Source organism: Proteus sp. NMG38-2, from assembly GCF_020640995.1.
GTDB lineage: Bacteria > Pseudomonadota > Gammaproteobacteria > Enterobacterales > Enterobacteriaceae > Proteus.
The window spans coordinates 4,221,616-4,238,467 of the sequence record NZ_CP085481.1; the positions used below are offsets into that span (position 1 = coordinate 4,221,616).

Below are 16,852 nucleotides of genomic sequence, written 5' to 3' on the forward strand. Positions count from 1 at the left end.
TCTAAAAACCCACTACATTAAATCTTGATACGTTCCTAGCTGATAACCTCTTTCCAAAATGGCATGCTTTAAAGCGCGATCCGTTAACACTTCCAACTCTGTTAAACGCTGAAAACAATAACCACTTGCACGCAATGGATTATCGACAAAAGCAGGATGTGTCATCACTTCAATAGAGAGCTCATGACGCGCTTTTGATTCATCAAGTACCTTTAAAAATAAAGCTTGAGTGATTTCATCACCATAAAATTGACTATCAAAACCATCACTACTTATCACACCTTGGGTATCAATTCCTTCTTTTTGTGCTAACGGTCTATCAACCCGCATTGGTAATGACTTTTCTTTGGCAAACTCCGCCACAATAGGAAAAATTTGCTTAAACATATGCACATGGTGGTGACTATCAATATGGTCGGGAGCACAACCAAAGATCTCAATAAAACGCTGATATTGTGCGTTAAGCTCAACACGAATTTCATCAAGCGGTAAATTACCCTCTTCCGCCATTTGCCACACCCATTTCCCTAATACACCTTCACGTGTTAAAGAAGGTAAAGGAGACAGTGGTTTACCCATCGTCAAAGTAAAATGAAGCCCAACACCTAAGCCAGGCAACTCATGACGCAATTGTGCTGCGTGTTCAATTCCCTCAGCATTGACAAGTGCCGTTGTTGAGCTAACAACACCATGGCGAAAACACTCTGCAATACCGTAATTTTGGCCTTTACTAAGCCCAAAATCATCCGCATTCACAATCAATAAACCAGCCATTCTGTCTCCTTATCACTTATATTTATCTGCCGACAATTAATGAGAGGCTTTTTCTAACTCAGCAATTGCTTTAGCAAAATGAGGTAGATGTGCTTTATGTGCTAATAACATTTCACGTGTAAGCACCTCTGCATCTTTGTCGGAAAGTACTAATGGCGTTAAATTCATCGCTAATAAAGCGTCATTTAGTTCACCGCTAATAGCCGCCTTACTGGCTGCAATTTCAAAGGCTTTAATGGTATGAATTAATCCCATTACCTTTTCATCAAAATGTGTTAAACGAGGATGAGGTTTAGCACCCTCTCGACCTAAAATTGCAGTCACTTCAATTGACCAATCTGCGGGAATATTATCAATATGACCATGATGTGGAATATTCACATAATGCTCAGCTTGTTTATCATTATAAATAGCATTAATCACTTCACAGGCCGCATCAGAATAATAGGCACCACCACGTAATTCCAACTCTTTCGGTTTGATATTTAAATCAGGATCTTTATACAATTCAAACAATTGTTTCTCGACTTTCTGCACTACTTTAGCGCGAGCTCCACCCTTGTAGTATTCACCCATTTCTATAGCCAACATCTCTTTTTGCTTAAAGTAATAAAGCAAATAAGAACACGGCAACATATTAAGAGAACGGATTAGCCCTTCACTAAAAGGTAAATCGAAAATATTTTTCACCGAGCCTGCGGTTAATGTTCCTGAAGCGACACCATCCAATAATTCAGGAAAACGGGATTGGCCATTTACAATGACATCTTTAATAAACACCATATGATTTAAACCAAATAAATCAATGGAGAGTTCATCTTTATCTGTTAACTTAAGAACATCTGTAATAAACATCTTCATGCCAATTGGGATATTACAAACCCCAATAAATTTCTTAAAGTTGGTATGACGATAAACCGCTTCAGTCACCATGCCCGCTGGATTGGTAAAATTAATGATCCACGCATCAGGGCAAATTTCTTCAACATCTTTAATAATATCGAAAATAACAGGGATCGTGCGTAGCCCTTTAAATAGCCCGCCCGCACCATTAGTTTCTTGTCCTAAATAGCCGTGACTTAACGGGATCGACTCATCAAGCTCTCTTGCTTTCAATTGACCAACACGCAATTGTGTTGTGACAAAATCAGCATCTTTTAACGCTTCACGGCGATTAAGGGTTTTATAAACGGTTAAAGGAATACCCGCTTTTTTTACCATGCGTTGGCAAAGCTCAAAAATAATATCAAGCTTCTCTTTTCCTTCTTCTACATCCACCAGCCATAATTCAGTGATTGGTAATTCATGATAACGCTTAATAAAACCTTCTAACAATTCAGGCGTATAACTGCTTCCACCACCAATGGTAACGATTTTTAATTTATGACTCATAAAATACTCCCATACAGCACAATAATGCTGTTATTTGTGTATTAATGGCGAAATTAAGACGTAAAGAGCCCTGAAAAAAATAAGCTTATTTTCTTCTTTCTCTCTATTTCAAATAAAATCAATCTTTATTATTGATTAATTTTTTACGCTTAATAATGAATTAGTTTGTTTCTTTAATACTGCACAAATTTTTTCGATAACTATTTGGCGTCAATGATGTTATTTTCTTAAATGTCTTAATAAACAGACTTGGGCTACTATAGCCAGAATCAAAAGCAATATCGGTTATCGAATAATTTGTTATTTCTAACTGTTTTTTCGCAAAATTAATTCTAATATCATGAATAATTTGCATAGGCGTTTTATCGTAATAACGCCGTGTTGCCCGTGTTAAATACTCTTGTGATTTTCCTGATAGCATCACCATATTAACCAATGCATTTTCACCAAACTTTTGTTTGTCATGCATCTCGCTTACGGTATCTCTTAGCCATAAAGGAATATCATCTTCAATACGATTATCTCGATGGTGTCGTAACCTGTTCACCACATTAAAGGTGACAATTTCAATAAATTCATTAAATTCCGTATGGCGAAAATTCAAAGAGCCAATAACAGATTCAATATAGGAAAGAAATTCATTTTTTAATTCATAAACTTGTGAAGCGATAAAATAAGCAGGTAATAACGAGAGGTAATGTTTATCAAAAAAAGCTTTACTAATTCCCACATTTAAAATGCGTGTTGCACCAAAATCATAAAAACTCTGATGGTGAGAGCCTATGGGAATAAAAACAAAATCACCACGCTCTAATAAAACCTTTTTTCCATTAATCTCTTGATAATAACGCCCTGTTAAAACAATGGTGAATTCATAATAATCATGTTGATGCAATCCGCTGACACTTTCTGTTTTATTATAAATAAAGACATGAAAATTTTTGCCATTAAATAGCTGATCTTCATAGACCATACGTATTTCGCTTTGTGCTCTCAATGACTCCACCACAGTATTCACCTTATTTTATCTTTTCATGTAACTCGATTAATTCTGTCACTAATTCTCTAGCTAACATTGAAGTCATTAAATGATCTTGTGCATGGACTAAAACTAAACTGACTTTCGTTTTCCCGATACCTTGGTCATCACCAATTAAACGTGTCTGTATTTTATGGGCTTCATTTAATGCTTCGCGAGATTGCTCCATTAACTTTCTAGCGCCTTCAAAATCGCCTTCTTTGGCTTTTTTTAAAGCGCCATAGGCTACGCTGCGTGCTTGGCCTGAATTAATGATAAGACCCATGATTATCTCTTCAAATTCATCTTCTGTAGCACTGCTATCAACGGCATTTTCAATATCTAACATGGTATATCCTCTTTGACTCTAAAAAGTGCAGAGAAACCTCTGCACTCCTTTTTCTATGACTTAAAATTTCAATGCATTGGCAATATCCTCTTCACTCTCTTCTTTCTCAATTTCAGTTTGTGCTTTGTTTGAGATGATAACGAAAGGAAGATAAATCAGTGTTGCTACACCCAAGTTAAACAGCGCTAATAACAGTGCTGCGATACTACCGTTAGTATTAAAGAATGCACCTAATCCCGTTGGCATCGTCCATGGCGCTATATTTGTTACCGGTGGGATTATCCCTAAGTAATAAGCCGTCACAGTAATTGCAGCAAGAATAGGTTGAATAAGAATAAAAGGAATAAACATCACTGGATTCATAATCACAGGTAAACCAAAAATAATCGGCTCATTAATTTGGAATAAACCTGCTGGCAATGCCAGTTTAGCAACTTGGCGATGATCCGCACGACGAGATGCGATAAAGATTGCAATAATAAGTCCCAGTGTTGCCCCTGTACCGCCTAAGAAGATAAAGGAGTCTAACATTGGTTTTGCCCAGAGATGGAACGTCTTACCTGCGGCTAAAGCGGCTTCTACTGAACCGTATTCAGTATAAATAGAAACGTTTTCTAATGCCCATGGTGTCATGATACCACTATCAAGTGCTGCAAGTGCCAGTGAACCATGAATACCAAAGAACCACAGTAGAGAGGTAAAAATAACGTATGCCCAACCTACAACAGAACCCATTGATGCTAATGGTGTTGAGATAGAGTCTAAAATAATTTGATGGAAGTTTGTTTCATACGTCGCTAATCCCCACGAAATAATCCCCATAATTGATAAGATAATAAAACCGGGAATTAACGCAGAGAAAGAACGTGAAACAGAAGCAGGGACACTATCAGGTAATCGAATAACCCAATTACGACGCACAATAAAGGTAAACATTTCAGCCACAACAAGACCAATAATGATACCTGAAATAATATTTGCCCCACCAAGCCAATTAGCGCCAACAGCATAAGCGCCAGCTGCATTGTAAGGTGTTACCGTCATAAAGGCAGCAATAGAGAGTAAGCCTGCCGCAATCGGATCAACTTTTCGCTCTTCTGCTAATGCCATTCCGATAAAGAATGGCGCCATCAACGACATTATGCCTAATGTACCGTTATAGACGTTCCCCCCAATAGCTTTAAAACCATTGAGTGTTTCTATTGTTGACGCATCAAGGCGGATACCTAGAGAATAAAAAAAGGAGCCATCACCAAAACTAAGAAAAACGTTATTGATAAGTACAAACATTGCCCCTGCAAGGGTTAACGGCATTAAACGAATAAAGCCATTTTTAATCGCATTAACGTGAGGTTGCTTTCCAATTTTAACCGCAAAAGGAAGGAGTACCTTTTCAAGTGAACCAATGAACTTACTCATAGAAAAATACCCTTTAAATGCCGCTAATTGCTCGGCTTGCTGAAAAATTCGCTCTTTGACTGGAATAAAAAATTAAATAATAAAAAAATAAAATTAATTTGTTGTTGCAGATGCTTTTTTAATAGAGGCGACAGCGGCTTTTAACACGCCTAAGCCATCTACTTTTCCATATAACAGAGAATCGATCACTTCGACCGGTTTATTCGGGAGTAATTTTTGAATATCAGGTAACATCCAGCTAATTTGTGGACCCAGCAAAATCAGATCCGCATCCTGCCCTTTTTGTGCAGCTAAAGTTTCAGGAAAAGCTTCAATGACCACAGGCACATCATATTTCTCTGCTTGTGCTCGCATTTTGGTCACGAGAAGGGATGTTGACATGCCAGCAGAACAAAATAAGTAAATATATTTCTTTTGCATAAAACCCTCTTGAGTTGGCAACGATTTACCCTAGAGATAACAAGGCTTTCTCTTGTGCATTCATTACTGTGTCAGTACAGAAACCGAAGTAAGATTAAAATAAGGATTGTTTCTGCTTGAATGAAGTATACGCAATGATACTAGTTAACGATATTTCTTACAGGTTAAGAATTGTCTCTCCTTGACCTGCTCTTTTGACACTCTTCACAAATTGAGCAAATAATCTTAAGAGTTCTTTCACGTCACAAAATTTGTTCTCTATTTTCCTTTAATGATCTCTCGCAAAATTTCGCCATTTTAGTCAAGTTAACCCTTTATTATTATGAGAATGTGAATTAGTATCATTACTCTTTATACTTTTGATGGTATTATCATCTTCTTTGTGGATCGACATTTAAGCCACTGCTGTAAAGATCCGTCTTATTTCGTGTTGCAACAATATGGGAAAGAGAATGTTTAAAAAGTCATTAAGCCCACTGTTTTTACTGCTTTCTTCACTTGTTATCGCTGGTTGTGATAACGCTCAAGACACATCAACAGCACAATCAGCAGAGAAACAAACTCTCACGATTGAACATTTTCAAGGGACAACTGAAATCCCAGCTCACCCACAGAAAGTGGTTGTGATGAATATGGAAACCCTTGATATTATTGATGCATTAGGTGCTCCTATTGTTGGTCTGCCACAAACTAATGTTCATTTACCTAAATTCTTAGAAAAATACACCAATCCGAACGACTACATCAATGAAGGTGCGTTATTCGAGCCAAACTATGAAAAGCTCAGCACAACAGCGCCTGATTTAATTTTAAGTGGTAGCCGAGCTCGCGATGCATATGCAAAATTAAGTGAAATTGCGCCTGCGATTTCAATGGATATCGACCCTAAACGTTTTGTCGAAAGCCTTGCTGAACGCACAACAACATTAGGTCAAATTTTTGGCAAAGAAGAGCAAGCCAAAAAATTACTGGCTGATTTCAATAGTAAAATTGATACTGTAAAAGCCAAAACACCGGATGCTGGTAAAGCGATGGTTGTGTTAGTCAGTGGTGGTAAAATATCAGCGTATGGCCCAGGCTCTCGCTTTGGCTTTATCTATGATGTATTAGGTTTTGAACCTGCTTATGTTTTTGATAGCCCAGGTTCACACGGCAACATCGTCAACTCTGAATTACTGTTAAAACTTAACCCAGACTGGATGTTTGTTATCGACCGTGACGCTGCAATTGGTCGTGAAGATTCACAACCTGCACAACAAGTCCTTGATAATGCGCTGGTCAGAAAAGTAAATGCTTGGAATAAAGACCAAGTTATCTATCTTGATGCAAGCTCTATTTATATTTCTGGCGGGATCCAAACTTACTCTCGTTTAATGGATACTATCAATCAAGCGCTGGATCAAAAAAAATAAAGTAACTGAATGAAAACGTTCCATTTATCATTGGGGATAGGACTTGTTGCTATCCTCTCAATGATCAGTCTATTTGTCGGCGCAGGAGATATTACTCCTGCTTCGCTTTTTTCTGATCCCGATATGCGTGATATCTTCTTTATCAGTCGTGTTCCAAGAACCCTGTCATTATTACTCGCCGGTGGTGCCATTAGTGTTGCAGGCTTAATTATGCAACTGCTAACCCAGAATCGTTTTGTCGAACCCTCTCTTGCGGGAACCACTCAATCTGCAAGCCTTGGATTATTAGTCGTTATGCTGCTCTTTCCTGCGGCTGGCATCTTTACCAAAATGTTGGTAGCGACCGTTTTCGCCCTGCTTGGTACTTTATTATTTATGTTGCTTCTGCAAAGGATCACCTTAAAAACGACATTAATAGTGCCTTTAGTGGGGATTATGCTTAGCGCTGTTATCGGTGCGTTGACTATCTTTTTAGCAGTTTATTTCGATTTATTGCAATCTTTAGACGCATGGACAAGTGGCGATTTTTCAAGTGTATTACAAGGCCGCTATGAGCTTTTATGGCTTGTCGGTGTGCTTGCGCTAATGGCATGTTGGGTTGCTGATAGCTTTACTGTGGCTGGAATGGGACGTGAATTCTCCATTAATGTGGGACTTAATTACCGTAAAGTGATGATCATTGGATTATCCATTATTGCACTGATTAGTGGTGTTGTTGTGTCTGTTGTTGGGGCATTACCTTTCCTTGGCTTGATTGTCCCCAATCTAGTGAGCTTAGTGATGGGTGATAATATTCGTAAAACCATTCCGTGGGTTTGCTTGAGTGGTGGTGCGATTGTTTTATTGTGTGATGTAATTGGCCGACTTATTCGCTACCCATTTGAAATTCCTGCCAGTGTTATTTTAGGCGCTGTGGGTGCCGTTATTTTCCTTTTTTTACTACTAAAGCAGCAACGTTATGCAAAAAGTTAATTCAGCCATAATTAGCAAATGTACTGGCGCTGCCGAACATAAGAAAATGCGCCTTTCGCCCATGTCTCGTATCTGGTTATTATTAGGGGCATCGTTATTATCTATTGTGTTATTTATGACGATAAACCTAAACGGCAATATCTCTTATATTCTGACTCACCGTGCCTACATTATTCTCACCATGATTGTGGTGGCGTTTGCAGCTGGTGTGTCGACGATTCTGTTTCAAACCATTGCTAACAACCGTATTTTGACTCCTTCATTAATGGGTTTAGAAGCTCTGTTTGTGTTACTACAAACCGTGTTTGTCTTTTTTGAAGGCGATATGCCCGCGTCATGGATGTTGAACTTATCAAAATTCTTTTTAGAATCAACATTATTGGTGCTATTTTCGGTTGTACTTTATCGTTGGTTGTTTAGCTCAGTACGTTTTAACATCAATTTAGTCCTGATGATTGGGATTATCTTAGGTACGTTATTTCGTAGTTCAGCCACACTATTACAACGTTTGATGGACCCTAATGAATTCTCCATTTTACAAGGTCGCATGTTTGCCACCTTCACCCGTGCAACCCCTGATCTTATCTTTTGCGCTTTAGCCATTATCGTTGTCGTCGGTATTTTACTTTGGCGGATGCGCTATAGTTTTGATGTAATGGCATTAGGCCAAGCGAATGCGATTAACCTTGGTATTAATTACCGCAAGCAAACCACTTATATTTTATTACTGATTTCTGTCTTAGTGGCTGTTTCGACCGCTTTAGTCGGTCCATTAACCTTCTTAGGTTTAATTGTCGCTAACCTTGCTTACCATATCAGTGGCAGTAGCCAACACCGTTTCTTAATGCCTGTTGCCTTTTTACTGGGTACTATCGCCTTAATTGGTGGGCAATTAGTTTTAGAATATGGTTTAAAAATGACAGGAACACTTTCTGTTGTGATTGAGTTTGTCGGCGGGATGTTCTTTATCTACTTGGTGTTAAGAAGACTTTAATATGATTGAAATCAACAAAATATCAAAGCATTATCAAGATATAACCGTTCTCGATAATATTACAACAACAATTCAACGTGGCGGTATTACTTCGATCATTGGTCCTAATGGTGCAGGTAAATCCACACTACTTTCTGTTATTGGACGTTTATTAATTCCTGAAAGTGGCATGGTCAGTGTTAACGGCATGGATGTTGCTGCAACAGATAGCGATGTGCTGGCAAAAAACCTCTCAATACTGCGCCAAGAAAATCAGTTCGTCAGTCGTTTAACCGTAGAAGAATTAGTTGGCTTTGGGCGTTATCCTTACAGCAAAGGCCGTTTAACGCTCAATGATAAAAAAGTCATTGATGAGTCATTAGCTTTTTTAAATCTAACTGAATTTCGTCATCGCTATCTAGATGAGTTATCGGGTGGGCAACGTCAACGTACCTATGTTGCGATGGTGCTATGCCAAGATACAGAATATGTCATGCTTGATGAGCCACTGAATAATCTTGATATGAAACATGCGGTAATAATGATGAAACTTCTGCGAAAAGCCGCAAATGAATTAGGAAAAACCATTATTATCGTTATTCATGATATCAATTTTGCCTCTGTTTACTCTGACTATATTTTAGCCATGCGTAATGGACAACTGTATTATCACGGCTCACCCAAAGAGATCATGAAAGCAGACATTATCGAAGATATTTTCGACACCCCCGTTGACGTTAAAGAGATCGACAATAAGCTAATTGCTATGTATTACTAATTCTATTTAGCCCAATTATCGTCAATAAAAAGCATATTGTTCTTCTCATTAACAACATGCTTTTTTATTGCCTCTTCCCTTGCTGAAGTAACTCAGAATCAATATCTTCAAAAATGGATTGCCACTCATCGTCATCAATATCCATTAGCCCAAAATAACGCAGTAAAAAAGTACCTTCTGTCGCCAAAAAAGCCAGTCTTGCACGTTTTCCAGCCTCCGTTGTTGTATCTAACCCTGTCAATCGCTGTTGATACCACTCTTTTGTACTTTGTAAATATTCTGGCGTCTGTAGCAATGCCGCCATCAAACTCGCGCCTTTGGCAAAAGAGACTTTATCGTGATGATGTGTTGCACGGATATGTGCAGTAACACGATTATCAGGAGAATTATCCTTTTCAACTATCTTGTTAAATTGGGTTTCATAACTCTCTTCCCAGAAATCAAACATCGCATCAATCATCGCTTCTTTACTACTAAAACAGTATTGAACGCCCCCTTTTGAGATCCCCATTTTTTTTGCAACAGTATCAATCGTTAACGCTGCGGCACCTTGTTCCATCACGATATCGAAGATCGCTTCTAATAATTTTTCTCTATCAATAGTTCTTTGACGTCCCATAAAAAAACCTCTTTTCAATACGGTCGTATGGATTTATATTATAGCCGCTAGTAAAAATAATACACATAAAAATAACTGAGATTTCTATGATAAAAGATTATAAACGTTGGATAGTATTACTTTTGGTATCTAGTATGCTGTTTCTCATCGTTGTTGATGTAACTGTGCTTTATACCGCATTGCCACGTTTAACTCATGATTTAAACGCCAGTGCATCAGAAAAATTATGGATAATGAATGCTTACCCGTTAATTGTTGCTGGATTACTCCCTGCAGCGGGTATGCTCACAGACCGGATCGGCCATAAAACACTCTTTATTTGTGGGTTACCGCTATTCGCTCTCGCTTCTTTGTGTGCAGCTTTTTCTCCCACCGCAACGACCTTAATTGCATCTCGTGGTTTTTTAGCGGTAGGTGCAGCAATGAGTATGCCAGCTACCCTGTCGATAGTACGACAAGTCTTTAGCGACTCACAAGAGCGCGCTATTGCGATTGGTATTTGGTCTGCGGTTGCCTCTGGCGGTGCGGCTTTGGGGCCTTTAATTGGTGGGATGTTGCTTGAACATTTTTGGTGGGGTTCTGTCTTCTTAATTAACGTCCCTATTGTTCTTTTGGTATTACCATTCTCTATTTGGCTTATTCCTAAGTTTGCTGGACATGGTAACCATAAAATTGATTATTTAAGCTCAGCACTGATCCTAGTAGGTTTAATCAGCGCTATTTATGCTTTAAAAGAACTAGGAAAACCTTATACACAGTGGAATGAAGTCACTATTACAGGTGTAATTGCGGTAATTTTTCTTACGCTATTTTCCTTGCGCCAGCGTAAACAAACTCACCCGATGATTGATTTTGGGTTATTTAAAAACCGCTTTTTTAGTATCGGGATTTTGATGGCTGTGCTTTCTATGGTGATCATTGTGGGTATTGAATTGCTACTTAGTCAGCGTTTACAGCTTGTTGCGGGTTTTACCCCTTTAAATGCAGCATTAGTGATCTTACCTATTCCAATTGGCTCTGTGTTGGCATCCCCTTTAGCGGGCTATTTTTTAACACGGCTAGGGGAAATTCGCCTGATCATCAGCGGATTTCTACTCACTCTAGTGGGAAATCTGTGGTTAATTGCCGTTTACCAAACAACATCGCCAATGGTGTTAATCGGTAGTCTATTCTTAATCGGTTTTGGTTTAGGTGTTATTTTTACCACCGCATCGACATCCATTATGTTAAGTGTTGCTGATAAACAAGCGGGAATGGCAGCCTCCATTGAAGACGTTGCTTATGAGCTTGGGAGCGTGATTGGGGTGACATTTATGGGCAGTTTGATGAGTACCGTGTACACCTTAAAGCTAATACTACCTGATTCATTAGCTATCAACGATGCTGTCTATGACAGTTTAGACGAAGCCCTGATTGTGGCAGAAAAGTTGCCAAATGACGTAGCTTCTCTTGTGATATCTCAGGCAAATTTAGCCTTTGAAAATGCCTTTTTCGTGGTATTAGTTGCTACCGCAATTATTACAGCATTAAGTCTTTTTATATTGCCATTTATATTGCGCAATAAGCGTTTATATTAATTTTAAGCGATACCTTTTCAGGCTGATATATTTTATCGCACTGAAAAGGTATCGCTATGATCTAATTTGAAATATTTAAAACGCGACTAATTTCTCCAGATGCTAATAAGCAATCTAAACTTTGTAAATTTGTCTCAATAACATTATTAATATATTCAATGTTAGATTGATGAATATCTCCCTCAGCGTTCAATACATCAATCAATGGTCTTGTTCCTAAACTTTTGTATTGTAATAAATAAAGATCCCTCGTTTTTTCTGCTGTTTGTATTTTTTCTTTTTGTGAATTCATCATAGATAAATTACCCGTTACTTGAGATAACGCGACATTTAATTGCTGCTTTGTATTAATCGCTATTGTTTCATATTGATATTGGCTAGCGAGTAATTCATTAGCGGCTTGGGACATTTTTGAATATTTACTGCCCCCTTCAAATAAAGGGATATCCACGTTAAGCTTAATCTCTCTTCTATCAGGATCATAATCAACATTATCATTTTTATTGATATTTGTTCGATAGTTACCTTCCAAATAAATTGTTGGGAAATTATCTAATCGCGCATATTCCATATTTTTCTTTGCAAGTTCATGATCATATTTAGCAAGTAACATATCGGTTGATTCTGCTCCATGATCTGCATATTGATAGCAAATATTAGAAAGATGAGCATCAGTAATTAAAGGGATTTGAGAATAGCTCACCGCATTATTTGTGTAATTTTGTAATAATGCATTCCAGCGCGCTTGCTGTGTTTTATAGCTATAAAGCAATGCTTGTGCTGAAACAAGTTTATTTTTACTTTGTACATAGTCAGCTTGTGTAGAGGCTCCTAATGAAGAACGGCTCATCGCTAATTGCTCTATCTCACTAAAACCTTCCACTTGTAATTGTGCAATATTAACTAAATTATTATAAAGAGAAGTATAGAAGTAAGCTTGTGAGACTTGATAAATCAGATCTTGCTGGCTTTTTAAAGAAACTATTTTTTCTCGTGCAAAAGAAATTTCTGCAGAATCCACCTTTGTAGATGTTTTCCCAAAGTCATACACCATTTGTCTAATGGTAAAACGAACATCCGAACCTTTATTATTATTTCCATACCGATCTTTATTTTCATAGAGCTTGTTATCCATTCCTACACTGACTTGTGGAAAATAATCTGCCCGCGATCCATCAACCATATCTTGAGCCGCTCTTGCTAAATATTCACTATTTCGTAATGATGGATGCCAATTTAACGCTAATTCCACCACAGAAGACAGCGACTGTTTCTCAATACCTGTTTCCGCTTTTTGCATTGGTTGTAATACATTAGATTGAGCATCAGCAACGCTCATTGATTTTGTAACACCCTGAGATAAAAAACGTTTAGAAGGCTCTACCTCCTTATGGATATCCACAATATCTAGAGTAAAAGAGTTAACTGGTTCAGTTTGTAATGTTGCATTCGCTTGTTGTATACCACTGCCACCTAATGACAAAACTGACCCTATTAGTAAAACAGTATGTTTGATTTTTTTCATTTTATTAACCTATTACCGTTCTCTTAATGCTTCATTAATTTTATTAAATGGCTTAATTAAATACTGTAATACTGTTTTACTGCCTGTTGTTATTTCGACAGACGCAATCATCCCCGGCGTAATAGAAAATGATTTTCCCGCCTTATTCACTAAATAATCTTTATCGGTTTTGATATATATTTTGTAATACGTCACATCACTTTTAACTTCATCTTTCACCGTATCCGGTGAAATAACACTGACCGTTCCCTCTAATCCGCCATAAATAGCATAATCATAAGCCGTTATTTTGACTTTGGCTTCTTGTCCTGGATGAATAAAAGCAATATCTTTTGGCGATATCTTAGCTTCAATAATTAATGTATCTTCCAAAGGAACAATATCCATCAAAATACCATTTGGAGGAACCACACCACCAATTGTTGAATTTTGAATATTCTTCACAATACCTTTAACTGGCGATATCATAGTTGTTTTTTGTACAAAATCTTGTCGCCCTTTAATTAAAGGCGCTAAGCTATCTATTTCAGCCATTACTTTCGCGAGTTCTTGTCGCGCAGTAACATAAAAATCCGAAGTGTATTCTTGTGTTTTACTTTCTAAATCAATCAATTCCTTTTCTAATCTTAATACTTCAACGGTACTACTAGCACCTTGGCGAGCAAGTTCTTTATTAATATTTAATTGCTGACGAATAATGTGCTTACTCTTTTGCAAATTAGCGAGTGTTTGAGTAAGTTTTTGTTTGCGAGACAAATAAAGCTTATTTTCATAATTAATTAATTCAGTTTGCGTTTGTAATTCCTCAGGGAAAACCAAATTAACTATTTTATGTTGTTCAACCTCTGCTTTTAATCGAATAGATGTTGCTAAAGCCGTATTATATTTTGCCTGTGATTCCTCTAGGCTTGATGCTGTTCTTGTCGAATCTAATGTCGCTAACGTTTGTCCAACTTGAACAATATCCCCTTCTCTCACAAAAATATTAGTTACAATCCCACCATCTAGAGATTGAATAAGTTGCTCTTTAGAACTTGGGATAATTTTCCCATTCCCTTTTGTCACCTCGGCAACTTCAGCAAAATAAGCCCAAATCACCATAATAAATAAAAAGATAAAGATAGCCATGATAATACGATTTGCTCTACTGGCTTTAGTATCATCAATCAAACCAAATTCAGCAGCATCACCAATACTGTCTTCAATAAGATAGAGATCTTTATCTTTTTTATTCGTAATATAACGATAATCCGCAATAAGATTTTTTATTCGTTTAAAAAATCCCACTTTTTCTTCTTGGGTCTGTTGTATTCCTTGATTGTGTTGTTGATTTAAACTTTCTAATTCTTTTACCAACTTATTCATCTCATCAGGAGATACTGCATTCGATGAGTTATCTTTTTTATTTTTCATCTGTTACTCCTGAAAGCATTTTTAATGCAACTGCTTTGGGTTTATCAAGTACAATTTTGCCACCCGAAACAACAATAATACGATCCACAAGTTCTAATAATTTTTTTCTATGCGTGGTAATAATAAATGTTTTTCCAAGAGACGTTTTTTCAATATTCTTAATGAAATTAGCTTCAGTAATATCATCAAGAGATGCTGTTGGCTCATCCAATAGTAAAGTCGTTGGTTTTTTCAATAACAAACGGCTTAATAATAATGACTGTTTTTGCCCTCCTGATATCCCAATACCGCCTTCTTGAATAATATAATTAATCCCTTCTGGTAATTTATTTATAAATTCAGCAGCACCTGTTTCCTCAAGAACTTGATAAATTTCCTCATCGGTAGCTAATGGATTTCCTAATGTCACATTATCTCGTACAGTACCGTAAAATAACTTAGCATTTTGGCTTAAATAGCCCACATCTCTACGTAAATCTGAAGGATCTAAGGTATTTAATTCAATATTATCTAGTGTTATTGTTCCTTCTTGATATTCCATCTTACCAAAAAGTGCCGAAAGCAAAGAGGATTTACCCGCACCATTGCGACCTATAATCGCAATTTTCTCACCGGGTTTAATTTCTAATTCATTTATATAAATCGCATAATTTGGGCTATTTTGATTAAATTTAAAACCAATATTCTCTAATTTATAATGGCCTTTAATAAAAGGTAAATGGACTTTTTTAATAGACGTAGGATGATCAACTGGTAATTCCATAATAGACGTCAGCCCTTTTATTGATACCTTAGTTTGTTGCCAACGCGTAATAATATTCGCCATTTGAGAAATAGGCCCCATCATTCGGGAACTTAATATAGAAGAAGCGACGAGTGCCCCAGTGGAGAGTTCACCACTGATCACTAAAGGGGTTCCCATACAAATCACCCCCACAAACACACTGTTTTGAATAAAATAAGCCATACTACTTAATTTATGTGTTAGGTGTTTTAGCTTTAAACTGGCTTCAGCACTCGTTTTTGTATAATGGATCCATTGCTGTTGAAAACGATACTCTGCCTGCATAGCTTTGATATCATCAAGCCCTTGAACTGATTCAACAATCATGCCACTACGTAGAGTGCTTTCTCTCATTGCTTCGTTGGCAAGCACAAACAATTTTTTCTGTGCTAATAGCCCAGGCGTTATCATTAAGAAAAAACCAGCTAATGGAATGACACAAATAATTCCGCCAATCATATAAATAATAAAGAGAAAAAAGAGAAAGAAAGGTAAATCTGCAATGGCTGCGACTGTACTAGACGTCATCATTTCTCTAATTTGTTCAAGATCACGCAACTGAGAAATAAAAGAACCTGTAGAAGGTGGGCGATTACTGTCTTTTATCCTTAAAGAATGCCCATAAACACGATCTGACATGCGTAAATCAGCTTTTTTTCCTAATAAATCAATCACTCCATAACGCAACATTTTAAGAATATAATCAAAAATAAAAGCAATTAATACGCCCACAACCAAAACAAACATCGTTGAATAAGATTGTGATGGAATAATCCTATCATAGGTTTGCATAGAATAAGTGATCCCAGCCAAACCCAAGACATTAATAATAAACGTTGCCATAATGACATATTTATAAGGAGAAACGTCTCTTAATAAAATGCGCCATAGCCAATGTTTTTCTGTCGGTTTAATATATAAATCCACTCTTGGATCAGGTCTATCAACCATTGGTCTAAAAATAGCAATTCTTTTTATATTTTCTTTTAGTGTGTCTATATCAACATCAATAGCTAGACCATGATCGCCGCTGAATAATATTGTCGCGTTATTGCCTTTTATATTTTGAACTATCCCCACTCTGCCATCATTACTTTCAACAACAACAGGTAAAGACCAAACATTGAATTTAAATTTTTTGCTGTCTATAAATTTAGCAACTAAACAACATTGTCTAGCTAATAATTTAATTACGTCATCATAAGAAATATTATTCTCATACCATTTAGCCGTGATATTGATATTTTCTGGTGAAAAATCTAATCGGTAATGATTGGCTATATTTATAATCGCTTCTTTATAATTTTCTAAATAGCAATGAGCGTTATTATTTTCACTATTTTCCATAATAATACCTTAATATGGGAAAAACATCCTCATGCCGTATTGGCACGAGGATGTTAATTATTTATTTTATTTTTATAGAT

General features: G+C 36.9%; 15 protein-coding genes. 5 read left to right on the forward strand and 10 right to left on the reverse strand.

Annotated features, from left to right (window positions below):
- Positions 1-12 precede the first annotated feature (12 nt).
- From chbG to LG402_RS19800, 6 genes are all read right to left on the reverse strand, one after another.
- Positions 13-774, reverse strand: a complete 762-nt coding sequence (chbG, locus tag LG402_RS19775; RefSeq protein ID WP_227336176.1) for a chitin disaccharide deacetylase — start codon at positions 772-774, stop codon at positions 13-15.
- A gap of 36 nt (positions 775-810) precedes the next feature.
- Positions 811-2,166, reverse strand: coding sequence for a 6-phospho-beta-glucosidase (locus LG402_RS19780; protein ID WP_166539164.1), 1,356 nt, complete (start codon positions 2,164-2,166; stop codon positions 811-813).
- Between the two features lie 160 nt (positions 2,167-2,326).
- Positions 2,327-3,139 carry a transcriptional regulator ChbR gene (gene chbR / locus LG402_RS19785; RefSeq protein WP_208105084.1) on the reverse strand — a complete coding sequence of 271 codons (813 nt, stop codon included), beginning with the start codon at positions 3,137-3,139 and terminating at the stop codon, positions 2,327-2,329.
- 46 nt (positions 3,140-3,185) lie between these two features.
- Entirely contained in the window at positions 3,186-3,533 is a 348-nt protein-coding gene (chbA, locus tag LG402_RS19790; RefSeq protein WP_072068898.1) for a PTS N,N'-diacetylchitobiose transporter subunit IIA, read from the reverse strand.
- Positions 3,534-3,593: 60 nt separating this feature from the next.
- Positions 3,594-4,952 (reverse strand): PTS N,N'-diacetylchitobiose transporter subunit IIC, encoded by a 1,359-nt coding sequence (gene chbC, locus LG402_RS19795; RefSeq protein WP_109409028.1) that lies wholly within the window; start codon positions 4,950-4,952, stop codon positions 3,594-3,596.
- Between the two features lie 93 nt (positions 4,953-5,045).
- Complete coding sequence (locus tag LG402_RS19800) at positions 5,046-5,372, reverse strand: PTS sugar transporter subunit IIB (protein WP_072068900.1); 327 nt, start codon at positions 5,370-5,372, stop codon at positions 5,046-5,048.
- 452 nt (positions 5,373-5,824) lie between these two features.
- Here LG402_RS19800 and LG402_RS19805 point away from each other — a divergent pair, with 452 nt between their 5' ends.
- The 4 genes from LG402_RS19805 to LG402_RS19820 are packed head-to-tail and all read left to right on the forward strand — an operon-like array spanning position 5,825 to position 9,507.
- On the forward strand, positions 5,825-6,784 hold the full coding sequence (locus LG402_RS19805; RefSeq protein ID WP_109409029.1) for a siderophore ABC transporter substrate-binding protein: 960 nt from the start codon (positions 5,825-5,827) through the stop codon (positions 6,782-6,784).
- Positions 6,785-6,793: 9 nt separating this feature from the next.
- Positions 6,794-7,756, forward strand: a complete 963-nt coding sequence (locus LG402_RS19810; RefSeq protein WP_072068902.1) for an ABC transporter permease — start codon at positions 6,794-6,796, stop codon at positions 7,754-7,756.
- On the forward strand, positions 7,743-8,750 hold the full coding sequence (locus LG402_RS19815; RefSeq protein ID WP_109409031.1) for an iron chelate uptake ABC transporter family permease subunit: 1,008 nt from the start codon (positions 7,743-7,745) through the stop codon (positions 8,748-8,750). The genes LG402_RS19810 and LG402_RS19815 overlap by 14 nt, the downstream gene beginning before the upstream one ends.
- 1 nt (position 8,751) lies before the next feature.
- Positions 8,752-9,507 carry an ABC transporter ATP-binding protein gene (locus LG402_RS19820; protein WP_227336177.1) on the forward strand — a complete coding sequence of 252 codons (756 nt, stop codon included), beginning with the start codon at positions 8,752-8,754 and terminating at the stop codon, positions 9,505-9,507.
- A 64-nt stretch (positions 9,508-9,571) separates the two neighbouring features.
- On the opposite strand, the gene LG402_RS19825 is transcribed toward LG402_RS19820, so the two are convergent.
- On the reverse strand, positions 9,572-10,126 hold the full coding sequence (locus tag LG402_RS19825) for a TetR/AcrR family transcriptional regulator (protein ID WP_166539167.1): 555 nt from the start codon (positions 10,124-10,126) through the stop codon (positions 9,572-9,574).
- An 86-nt stretch (positions 10,127-10,212) separates the two neighbouring features.
- Here LG402_RS19825 and LG402_RS19830 point away from each other — a divergent pair, with 86 nt between their 5' ends.
- Entirely contained in the window at positions 10,213-11,703 is a 1,491-nt protein-coding gene (locus LG402_RS19830; RefSeq protein ID WP_166539168.1) for an MFS transporter, read from the forward strand.
- 61 nt (positions 11,704-11,764) lie between these two features.
- Here LG402_RS19830 and LG402_RS19835 read toward each other — a convergent pair whose 3' ends face one another.
- The 3 genes from LG402_RS19835 to LG402_RS19845 all read right to left on the reverse strand — a co-directional run bounded on the left by LG402_RS19835 (position 11,765) and on the right by LG402_RS19845 (position 16,772).
- Positions 11,765-13,228, reverse strand: a complete 1,464-nt coding sequence (locus LG402_RS19835) for a TolC family protein (RefSeq protein ID WP_166539169.1) — start codon at positions 13,226-13,228, stop codon at positions 11,765-11,767.
- A 12-nt stretch (positions 13,229-13,240) separates the two neighbouring features.
- Complete coding sequence (locus LG402_RS19840) at positions 13,241-14,356, reverse strand: HlyD family efflux transporter periplasmic adaptor subunit (protein ID WP_208105085.1); 1,116 nt, start codon at positions 14,354-14,356, stop codon at positions 13,241-13,243.
- A gap of 274 nt (positions 14,357-14,630) precedes the next feature.
- Entirely contained in the window at positions 14,631-16,772 is a 2,142-nt protein-coding gene (locus tag LG402_RS19845; protein WP_166539170.1) for a type I secretion system permease/ATPase, read from the reverse strand.
- Positions 16,773-16,852: the final 80 nt, after the last annotated feature.

Coding starts and splice junctions, on each gene's coding strand:
- chbG (WP_227336176.1), bottom strand. CDS start 774: ATGGCTGGTTTATTGATTGTGAATGCGGATGATTTTGGGCTTAGTAAA.
- LG402_RS19780 (WP_166539164.1), bottom strand. CDS start 2,166: ATGAGTCATAAATTAAAAATCGTTACCATTGGTGGTGGAAGCAGTTAT.
- chbR (WP_208105084.1), bottom strand. CDS start 3,139: ATGGTCTATGAAGATCAGCTATTTAATGGCAAAAATTTTCATGTCTTT.
- chbA (WP_072068898.1), bottom strand. CDS start 3,533: ATGTTAGATATTGAAAATGCCGTTGATAGCAGTGCTACAGAAGATGAA.
- chbC (WP_109409028.1), bottom strand. CDS start 4,952: ATGAGTAAGTTCATTGGTTCACTTGAAAAGGTACTCCTTCCTTTTGCG.
- LG402_RS19800 (WP_072068900.1), bottom strand. CDS start 5,372: ATGCAAAAGAAATATATTTACTTATTTTGTTCTGCTGGCATGTCAACA.
- LG402_RS19805 (WP_109409029.1), top strand. CDS start 5,825: ATGTTTAAAAAGTCATTAAGCCCACTGTTTTTACTGCTTTCTTCACTT.
- LG402_RS19810 (WP_072068902.1), top strand. CDS start 6,794: ATGAAAACGTTCCATTTATCATTGGGGATAGGACTTGTTGCTATCCTC.
- LG402_RS19815 (WP_109409031.1), top strand. CDS start 7,743: ATGCAAAAAGTTAATTCAGCCATAATTAGCAAATGTACTGGCGCTGCC.
- LG402_RS19820 (WP_227336177.1), top strand. CDS start 8,752: ATGATTGAAATCAACAAAATATCAAAGCATTATCAAGATATAACCGTT.
- LG402_RS19825 (WP_166539167.1), bottom strand. CDS start 10,126: ATGGGACGTCAAAGAACTATTGATAGAGAAAAATTATTAGAAGCGATC.
- LG402_RS19830 (WP_166539168.1), top strand. CDS start 10,213: ATGATAAAAGATTATAAACGTTGGATAGTATTACTTTTGGTATCTAGT.
- LG402_RS19835 (WP_166539169.1), bottom strand. CDS start 13,228: ATGAAAAAAATCAAACATACTGTTTTACTAATAGGGTCAGTTTTGTCA.
- LG402_RS19840 (WP_208105085.1), bottom strand. CDS start 14,356: ATGGCTATCTTTATCTTTTTATTTATTATGGTGATTTGGGCTTATTTT.
- LG402_RS19845 (WP_166539170.1), bottom strand. CDS start 16,772: ATGGAAAATAGTGAAAATAATAACGCTCATTGCTATTTAGAAAATTAT.